This window comes from Roseovarius sp. SK2 (assembly GCF_028807495.1).
Lineage (GTDB): Bacteria > Pseudomonadota > Alphaproteobacteria > Rhodobacterales > Rhodobacteraceae > Roseovarius > Roseovarius confluentis.
The window spans coordinates 56840-65750 of record NZ_JARAMK010000016.1 but is presented as its reverse complement, the minus strand read 5'-3'; the positions used below and the strand labels follow the sequence as shown (position 1 = coordinate 65750).

At 62.9% G+C, this 8911-nt stretch carries 11 protein-coding genes; 3 read left to right on the top strand and 8 right to left on the bottom strand.

The features are described 5' to 3' along the window. From PVV74_RS21740 to PVV74_RS21705, 8 genes are all read right to left on the bottom strand, one after another. A partial coding sequence (locus PVV74_RS21740; protein WP_274594634.1) for a GntR family transcriptional regulator occupies nt 1–319 on the bottom strand: 319 nt, incomplete at its 3' end. 114 nt (nt 320–433) lie between these two features. Beyond that, nucleotides 434–1216 (bottom strand): alpha/beta fold hydrolase, encoded by a 783-nt coding sequence (locus tag PVV74_RS21735; protein ID WP_274594633.1) that lies wholly within the window; start codon nt 1214–1216, stop codon nt 434–436. Beyond that, nucleotides 1213–2382 carry a Zn-dependent alcohol dehydrogenase gene (locus PVV74_RS21730; RefSeq protein ID WP_274594632.1) on the bottom strand — a complete coding sequence of 390 codons (1170 nt, stop codon included), beginning with the start codon at nt 2380–2382 and terminating at the stop codon, nt 1213–1215. Before PVV74_RS21730 ends, PVV74_RS21735 begins: the two co-directional genes overlap by 4 nt. Further along, nucleotides 2379–2684 carry a DUF6166 domain-containing protein gene (locus tag PVV74_RS21725; protein ID WP_103764970.1) on the bottom strand — a complete coding sequence of 102 codons (306 nt, stop codon included), beginning with the start codon at nt 2682–2684 and terminating at the stop codon, nt 2379–2381. The genes PVV74_RS21730 and PVV74_RS21725 overlap by 4 nt, the downstream gene beginning before the upstream one ends. Beyond that, nucleotides 2681–2875: a hypothetical protein gene (locus tag PVV74_RS21720; protein WP_103764971.1), complete on the bottom strand. Its 195-nt coding sequence runs from the start codon at nt 2873–2875 to the stop codon at nt 2681–2683. Before PVV74_RS21720 ends, PVV74_RS21725 begins: the two co-directional genes overlap by 4 nt. 57 nt (nt 2876–2932) lie before the next feature. Continuing rightward, a complete protein-coding gene (locus PVV74_RS21715; RefSeq protein ID WP_274594631.1) occupies nt 2933–3304 on the bottom strand; it encodes a hypothetical protein in 372 nt (123 codons plus the stop codon). Nucleotides 3305–3376: 72 nt separating this feature from the next. Continuing rightward, on the bottom strand, nt 3377–4174 hold the full coding sequence (locus PVV74_RS21710) for a sterol desaturase family protein (RefSeq protein ID WP_274594630.1): 798 nt from the start codon (nt 4172–4174) through the stop codon (nt 3377–3379). 599 nt (nt 4175–4773) lie between these two features. Further along, complete coding sequence (locus tag PVV74_RS21705) at nt 4774–5793, bottom strand: LacI family DNA-binding transcriptional regulator (RefSeq protein WP_274594629.1); 1020 nt, start codon at nt 5791–5793, stop codon at nt 4774–4776. A 112-nt stretch (nt 5794–5905) separates the two neighbouring features. Between PVV74_RS21705 and PVV74_RS21700 the strand changes: the two genes are divergently transcribed. The 3 genes from PVV74_RS21700 to PVV74_RS21690 are packed head-to-tail and all read left to right on the top strand — an operon-like array spanning nt 5906 to nt 8902. Continuing rightward, nucleotides 5906–7435 carry a tripartite tricarboxylate transporter permease gene (locus PVV74_RS21700; RefSeq protein WP_274594628.1) on the top strand — a complete coding sequence of 510 codons (1530 nt, stop codon included), beginning with the start codon at nt 5906–5908 and terminating at the stop codon, nt 7433–7435. Further along, nucleotides 7432–7896 carry a tripartite tricarboxylate transporter TctB family protein gene (locus tag PVV74_RS21695; protein WP_274594627.1) on the top strand — a complete coding sequence of 155 codons (465 nt, stop codon included), beginning with the start codon at nt 7432–7434 and terminating at the stop codon, nt 7894–7896. The genes PVV74_RS21700 and PVV74_RS21695 overlap by 4 nt, the downstream gene beginning before the upstream one ends. A gap of 43 nt (nt 7897–7939) precedes the next feature. Continuing rightward, nucleotides 7940–8902 (top strand): Bug family tripartite tricarboxylate transporter substrate binding protein, encoded by a 963-nt coding sequence (locus PVV74_RS21690; RefSeq protein WP_103764976.1) that lies wholly within the window; start codon nt 7940–7942, stop codon nt 8900–8902. Nucleotides 8903–8911: the final 9 nt, after the last annotated feature.

Sequence of the window (8911 nt, the reverse complement as noted above, 5' to 3'; positions counted from 1 at the left end):
ACCGCTCCACTTCGCGCCGCAGTTCCAGCAACTGCAATTGCTTGGCTATGTTGATCTCGGACACCATGACCCCGCGTCGGGGCATCACCACCACCAGACCCTCGGCCGCCAGCCGCTGCAACGCCTCGCGCACAGGGGTGCGGCCTATGCCCAGTTCCTCGACCAGTTGCGATTCAGACAGCACCTGCCCCGGCTCCAGGTCCAGCGCCACAATCCGTGTCTCGATCATCTCGTAGGCACGGTCGGTCAGCGTTATATTGTCGATCTTTCGCGCGCGCGGAGAAGCATTATCCAACACGTTCTCTGTGTCTTTGTTCATATTCTGCCTGTCTGTGACCTTTACTGCGGCCGTCGGAGGTGGATACTTCCTCGCCATGTGGAAATCTAAGGTGCTTCGCTCCATGCCGCAAGGCTTGGACGCGTTGCCGGCGGGTCACGACGCGACGGCGGCGCAGCATCCGGAGGCGAAGGCTGCCAGCGTCTCGGCGAGGACTCCGGGCCGCTCTGCCATCGGCACATGCCCGCACCCCTGCCACAACTCCAGCCTCGACGTGGCCAGACCAGCCGCTAGCGCCTTGCCATGATCTGGCGGGCACTCGGGATCGGCAGTGCCGTGCAGAACCAGCACCGGCACGTCGATGCTGTCCAGAACAGGACGATAATCGACCTGTGCGGCGCTCAACCACGCCCCGGCCACCGCGATATCCGCCGCCGTGTCTGTCAGCTTTAACCGCTGCGCCCGGCCCCGCGCCTCCTCGACGAGTTTAACGGGCGTGTCCCCGCGGAACCAGACCGCCGGCTCAAGCCCCTCGGCGTGCAGGCAGGCGCTGGTGCTGACCAGCGCAAGCCCTGCCATCCGGTCCGGCCCACGCCTCTGAAAATGTTCCAGCGCAACAAGCCCGCCCATGCTCCAGCCAACGAGCACGACGTCGCCCGCGACACCGTCCATCACTGCGGCCAAATCGTCTGCGAAATCCGTCATGCGATAACGCCCGGCTTCTTTTAACACGAAAGATCCGCCCCGGCCCCGCAGGTTCGGCGCGATCACGTGCCAGTCCTGCGCAAGCACCGGGATCACGGCATCCCATATTGCTTTCGTGCCCTGTATCCCGTGCACCAGCACCAGGGTGGGCCGGTCGGCGACAACGCGTCCCGCGACAGACACCTCGATCGGACCGTGCGGCGTCACCACCCACTCTTTGCGAATGCCGCTCATGGTCCGAATTCGATCACGCTGCGGATGCTCTCGCCCCGGCGCAGCTTCTCGAAACCGGCATTGATCTCGTTCAGGGTGATCCGGTCGGTGATCAGCCCGTCGAGGTCCAGTTGACTGTCCAGATATTTCCGGCACAGCATCGGGAAATCCCTTCGCGGCCGCGTGTCGCCATAGCTCGACCGGCGGATACGCTTCTCCTGCATAAGCGAGCCCCAGCGGAAACCGACATCCTTCTCGACATCCACCTTGCCCAGCCAGATCACCTCGCCGCCAGGGCGCACCGCCTCGACGCTCAGGCGAAAAGCCGGCTCGTTGCCGGCGCTTTCCAACACGACGTCCGCGCCCCGCCCGCCTGTCAGGGAGCGGGCGAGTTCTTCCAAGCTATCCGTCTTCGGGTTGATCCGGTGGGTCGCCCCCATCCGGCAGGCCGCATCCAGACGCGCCTCGTTCAGGTCTACGGCAACGACGTTCTGCGCCCCGCCCATCACCGCGCCCTGCACGGCCGCAAGACCTACCGCGCCACAGCCGATCACCATCGCGGTACTTCCAGCGCGGATATCGGCAACGTTCAGCGCGGCACCGACGCCGGTCATCACACCGCAGCCGATCAACGCGGCCCGGTCGAATGGCATTTCCTTGGGCACCGGGATCGCCTGCTGGTCCTCGACCACGCAATATTCCCCGAACGCCCCGAGATACATCAACTGGTGCAGGTCCTGTCCACCGGCCAGTCGCGCCCGCGGGCGCCCGTCAAAGGCAAACCCCGCAGGGCCATTGGCCACGAAGGTATCGCACAGGATCGGCAGGCTCTGGTCGCAGTAGAAACAGTCGCCGCACTTGGGATTCCACGACAGGATCACATGATCTCCGACCGCCACGCCCTTCGCTTCGGGACCACAGGCCGTGACCACACCGGCCGCCTCGTGGCCCAGCACGGCAGGCATTCCCAGCCGCAGTGAGCCGTCGATCACCTCCAGGTCCGTATGGCAAAGCCCCGCGGCGCGGATCTTGACCATCACATCGCGCGACCCGAGCGCGCCAGGCTCGACATCCTCGATCGTCATCGCCTCGCCCGGGGCGCGCAGCACGGCGGCCCGGAACGTCTTCGGCATCCCGGGGCCCTCCGCCGCGGGTGCCGTCTTCGTGTCGTCGAGTGGGGCCGTCATGCCTGCTCTGGCTGAACCTGGACCACGGCGGCACGGACATCCGCCTCGGTCATTTCCCAGTCGTTGCCGAAATTCGCGGTGACTTCGCGCATGAACGGCTCGGCCAGGCGCTTGGCAAGGCCCGCATCGCCGGTCACGTCATAGATCAGCGCAAAGGCCAGCTGTGTCGCCGCCACGCCCTCGAAGCTCCATTCAAAGCCCGCGTTGGTGAACTTGCAGACCTCCGCATAGTCCGGCAGATCCTTTCCGTCGACGGTCACGACAACACCGTCGATCGTCCTGTCTCCAAGATACGTCTTCATGATTTCCCCCGTGCATCGGCTTTCGAGCGCATCACTTCCGGGAAAATCCACAGCGATCCGACGCTGAACGGACCGAGAAAGACAATGGCCCATTGCGGTCCGGTCTGCCCCAGGTGTCCCATGTAGAACCATCCCCCGATGGCCGCGAGCGCCACCATCGTGGACAGCGCGATTTTGATCATGACGGGCATCTCAGCCTCCTCCTTCTGATAGTGTTTTCCGGGTCAATCGGGACCCGCGATCTTGGCTCAGGCCATGCCGGCCAGCGTCCAGGCCGATGCGCCAAGCCCGGCCAGAACCACGGTCAGGCCCACGGTCCCGTCGCGCCAACGGCTCGGCCACAGGTTGAACAGGCCAGGCATGAACAGCAGGGCGAACCCGGCGATGATAACCACGCTGGTCCAACGCAGCTCGGCCAGGCCAAAGCCAAAGGTCAGGTACAGCACTGCGCCCAGCAGGACGCAGTTCGCCACCACCAGCACGAAGCCCAGCGGCCGCTTCAGTTCGGGGCGCGTCGACAGCGGGAAGACGCCCGTCAACACGATGGCGGCCAGGCTGGCCACGCAGGCGAACAGCGCAAAGATGAAGGCTGCGGTGATATTCGGCTCGATATTGGCCATGAGGTCGCTCCGTTTGCTCCGGGATGTCTTGGTAGTGCCCGGCCCCGTCACGCGGGCCCGGGCAGAAGTCACTTACTCGGCGGGGGTCACGTTCGTCGTCTCTTCCTTGCCGCGCACCGGCGTGCGGGACACCTTGCGCATGTCCTGGCGGAGGTGCTTGGTGTCATAGCCGTTGAACAGGTGCCCGATCAGGCCACGATTCAGGTCCGACGTGCCGAACAGCCAGTCCATGATCGGAAACGTGAGGTTCATGTTGCGCTCCATCATCAGCGACTGGTCGTGATGCGCCGTGTGGTGGCGGCGATTGGTGTTGATGAAGGGCATGTTGCGCACGAACCAGTTTTCCTCGACGTGACAGCAGAAATGCATGAATTCGTAGATCATGTAGATCGAGGTCGTGGTGGCGATGAACAACCAGCCCACATTGGCCGTGAACAGCCAGCCCATCACGATGGCACCGGGGATCGAGATCAACGTGAAGGCCGCCAGCGCATAGGGCGGGAAAAAGGTCACGCGGTAGTCTTTCTGGTCCGCGAACCGCATCTCCACTTCGGTAAAGAACTGGTGATGTTGCAGGGTGTGCCGATTGTAGACCGCGCGTGCGACCGGGTTCTTCGACGGCCGATGCATCACGTAGCGGTGCAGCCACCACTCGAAGAAGTTGCAGAACAGGAAGACCAGCGGCACCGTAAGCCATTCCAGCGGCGTCACCTGGTTGAGGTTCGCGGTATAGATGTAAAGCGCGGTCAGCCCGATCGTGTAGATGATCACGATATGCAGGAAACCGTTGTACCAGCCCGCCACGCGCTGCCGGTAGTTGGCCCGGTACTGGCGCTGGCGTTCGGTCATGTTGGTGTCTTGAAGTTCCATGGTCAGCCTCCGATATACCATTTCTCGATGTGTGATATATTAGAAATATGTTTATGTCAAATACAGTCTTCCAGTTGCCTTGCAAACGTATCCGGGCCGTCAAATACGGTCGAGTGTCGGGATCAATAGCTCGCAAGCATTCCCTGCAAGCTCACTCGGATTGCGACAAGGCAAACAAGAGGCAAGCCGCAAACGGGCAGCGTAGGCACCGCCCCTGCTCCGTTCCGCGTAGAAGCTGTAAATCGAAAATCCGGACCAGATAGCACGGGTTCAGCCGAACTGTGCCCTACCAAGCCGACCAGCAATGTTTCCATCCACATGGAATGCGCTTCTTTGCCGGAACGGCGACCATTGGACCGGCGTACTCATTTCACCACACAAGGAGGATCGCGCACAAACATGCGCGGTCCCCATGAGTTTGCGCAATTTACCTATAACCGTGCACGAGTCGGATAGATGGAGGCTCATAAATTGAACCGTCCCGATGCTGCGCAAGTACAACATGGCCTTCATGCTCATTTCGCTGGCGGCCAGGGGTGTCTTCGTCTTGACCAGCACGTTCCTCTCGGCGCACGCGCAGCGCGCGACGCCCGCGCGCCTCAGGCCTTGCCCGGTGGGCCGCTGGTCCCTCGAACCATTATCTCCGTCGGGATAAGCGCGCCCGTGTCGACCTCCTCTTCCGAGGTCGTGAGCCGCACGATGGCCTCTGCCGCCTTCCCGCCGATGGTGCGCGCCGGGATGCGCACCGTGGTCAGCGACGGTTCAAACTCCTTCGAGCCGTTGAAATCCCCAATCCCCGTGACCGTCATCTGCCCCGGCACCGGAATCCCGCCGCGCATCAGCGCGTGCAGTGCGCCCCAGGCCAACACGTCATTGCCGCAGACGATCGCCGTCGGCAGGTCGCCTTCTGCAATCAGCGCCTCCACCGCGCTTTTCGCTGTCGCCACGCTGTAGGGCGCCACCAGCCGCCACGCCTCGGGTATGGTACAGCCCACAGCCTCCAGCGCGTCAGTCACGCCCGCAAACCGCAGCGACGCACGGTCATTGCCGCCAAGCGGCGGAAAAATCGCCGCAACCCGCTTGTGCCCCAGGGCAGCAACATGCGTCCCGATCAGGTATCCAGCCTGGTAATTGTCCGCCCCCACACAGGGAAACGCCGCGTCCGGCGAGAAGCTCCAAAGTAACAGCGTCGGCATGTCCTGCTGCGCGAGCAGTTCCAGCGTGTCCTGCGCGTGCTCGATCCCGATCAGGGCCACGCCGTCAACCCGATGCTCCAGCATCTTGCGCGTCAGCGCATATTCCCGGTCCAGGTCGAACCCGTGCGAGGCTAGCAGGATGGTAAACCCCAGATTTTCCACCGCCTCGGAAAAACTCTGGATCAGTTCGGCAAAGATCGCCTGGTCCACCGTGGGCACGATCAGCCCGATTGTGCCGCTGCGAATGCCGTGGATCGTCTGTGCGGCGCGGTTGCGGATATAGCCCAATTGCCGCACCGCGGCATCTATCTTCTTCCGAGTCGACGCCTTCACCAGATCAGGGTGATTGAAGCTGCGAGACACTGTCGAAGGCGACACCCGCGCGGCCCTTGCCACGGCGATGATATCTGTCTTTTTTTTCATTTTTTCAAACACATATGTCGATTTCAGCAGGGAGAAATGAAAACATTTGCAATATTATTTTCATTCCATACCCTTTCAATCCTCACGCGACAAGCCACTGGGAGGTGACGGCTTGGAGTTCCTGCTCTACTTCGGCGACGTATTCTCGCCATTCAACTTCATGCTTCTGCTGATCGGCACGATTGGCGGGCTGATCCTGGGTGCCACGCCGGGCCTGTCGCCGACCATGGCCGTTGCCTTGCTGATCCCCTTCACGTTCAAGCTCGACGCAACGCAGGGTCTGATCCTGCTGGGGGCAGCCTATACCTCGACGGTCGCCGGCGGCGCGGTCAGTGCTATCCTGCTCAAGATTCCCGGCGCCCCGGCCAACATCGCGACCACTCTCGACGGGCATACCATGGCCAAGAACGGCCAAGGCGCCCGCGCGCTGCAACTGTCCTTCATCTCCTCGGCGATTGGCGGCGTCTTCGGCGTGTTGCTGTTGATTTTCCTGACGCCAGTGCTGGCCCAATGGGCGCTAGCGTTCGGACCGTCGCATCTCTTCTGGCTGGCCATCCTCGGCGTCACGGTCATCGGCTCGCTCGATTCTAGCTCCGTGGTCAAGGGTCTCCTGTCGGGGTGCATCGGGCTGTGGCTCGCAACCATCGGCTTTGACGACGTGATGGGTGCGCAGCGCTTCATCTTTCATTCCAGCGTGTCGGGAGGAATCAACATCATCCCGGCTCTTATCGGCCTTTTCGCCATCCCGCAGGTCATTACCATGTTCGCCAGAGGCCGGCAGCAGCATGGGGCCGAGGTCATAAAAGTCGAAAAAAGCCCCATCATGGAGTCCATCCGCGAGGTTTTCCGCCGCACCCGCGCCCTCGGCATCGGCACGATGACCGGCTCGTTCATCGGGCTCATCCCCGGCGTCGGTGGCCAGATCGCGGGGCTTGTCGCCTATGACCAGGCCCGGAAGACCAGCCGCGAGCAAAAGAAATTCGGCACCGGCCACAGCGAAGGCGTGATCGCCGCCGAAAGCGCCAACAACGCTATGGTCGGCCCCTCTCTGGTGCCTTTGCTGACCTTGTCTATCCCCGGCTCGCCGACCGCTGCGGTGCTGCTGGGCGGCCTGCTGATCCACGGCATCTTCCCGGGCAGCGACCTGTTCGAGAACTATCCCGATGTCGCCTGGACCTTCATCAACTCGATGCTGATCGGCCAGATACTGATGTGCATATTCGGGCTTTACGTGGCCGGGCTGGCCGCCCGCGTGGCCCAAGTGCCCAACGCGGTTATGGCCGCCGTGGTGCTGGCCCTCGCCGTCTTCGGCAGCTACTCGGTCCAGAACTCCATGGGCGATGTCTACATCATGGCCGCCCTCGGCACTGGGATGTACTTCCTCGAACGCTTCGGCTTCTCGGCCGCGCCGCTAGTGCTTGGCCTCATCCTCGGCCCCATCGCCGAGGCCAATTTCGTGCAAGGCGCCATGATCGCCAACGCCACCTCCAGCATGGCCGGCTACTTCTTTACCGGCACGCTGAACCTCACGCTGATCACCATCGTCTTGGCCTCCATCGCCTACTCGGTCTGGATGGAGCTGCGCCAACGGCGCTACCTCAGCAAGGAAGACACACTCGAACGCGAGGGGCAGCCGTCATGACCAACCTGCCCCGCACCCAGCACATCCTCGCCAGCGGTCTGGTCGCGCTTGTCGGAATCTGGGTTGCCTGGCTCAGCTTCACCGGCGAGCCCGCCCGCGCCTTCCTGTTTCCGCGCATCATCTCGGTGGTCTTCGTGGCGCTGGCCGTCTGGACCTTCGGCAAGGCGCTCCTGGGCAAGACCAAGGTGGGCCCCGGCCTCAGCCGCATCGCGACCCTGAACATACTGCCCGGAATCGTGGTCATGCTGATCTACGTGTTCTGGGCAGCGCAGACACTGGGCTTTTACACTGCGTCCACCATCGCCTTTTTCATCCTGCTGTCCCTCTACGACCCCGCCCCTCATGGCGCGGCGCGTACATGGGTCAAACGGGTGCTGATCACAGCCGGTTTCCTGGCCGTGATGTACGGTCTCTTCGCGCTGTTGCTCGGGGTCTTCACCCCGCGAGAGATCCTATTCTGAAAACCAAGAAGCGAAAGACAACTTTCCAAGGGAGGAACCACCAATGAAGAAACTGATTGCAGCCGCATCCATTGCGCTCATGGGCCTGGCCGGCGCCGCTCCGGCACAGGACAACTACCCCGAGCGCCCCGTCATGATGATGGTCAGCTACGGCGCCGGCGGCGCCACCGACTTCCAGGCCCGCATCGTCACCATGACGGCCGGCAACGAAGACGCTCTGGGGATGCCCATCGCCATCGTCAACAAGCCCGGCGCGGGCGGCCGCGTCGGCTGGAACTGGCTCGCGACGCAGGTCGATGCCGACGGCTACACCCTGGGCGCCTACAACGTGCCCCACTTCATCGCGCAGTCCATCGAGGGCGGCGTCGAATACAGCACCGACAGCTTCGAGCCCATCGCCAACTGGGGCGCCGACCCGGCGGTCTTCGTCGTCGGTGCCGACAGCCAGTTCAACTCCATGGAAGACGTGGTGAACTACGCCAAGGAAAATCCCGGCGGCCTCACCTTTTCCGGCGCCGGGCTCTATGTCGGCCACCACATCGCGGCGCTTCAGCTTGAAAAGGCCGCGGGCGTCAAGCTGGCCTACATCCCCAACAACGCGGGTGGTGCGGGCGCCATGAAGGCCGTCATCGCCGGCGACGTGCTGGGCGGGGTTAACAACCTGTCCGACGCGTTTCGCGCCGAAAAGGCCGGCAACGTCAAGATCCTCGGCGTCTTCGACAACGAGCGCAGCGACTTCCTGCCCGATGTTCCGACGATGAAGGAACAGGGCTATGACATCGACAACGCCTCGGTCAATTTCCGCGGCGTGATGGTGCCGAAGGGCACGCCCCAGCCGATCATCGACAAGCTGGCCGAGATCGTCCCCACCATGTTCGAGAACGATCGCGTGAAGGGAAAGATGGAAGCGGGCGGTTCGCCCATGCACGTCATGACCCGCGACGAGGTGATCGAGATGTGGGCCGCCCGCGAGGAAACTCTCAAGGAACTGCTCTCCGGTCTCTGACCCCCCATG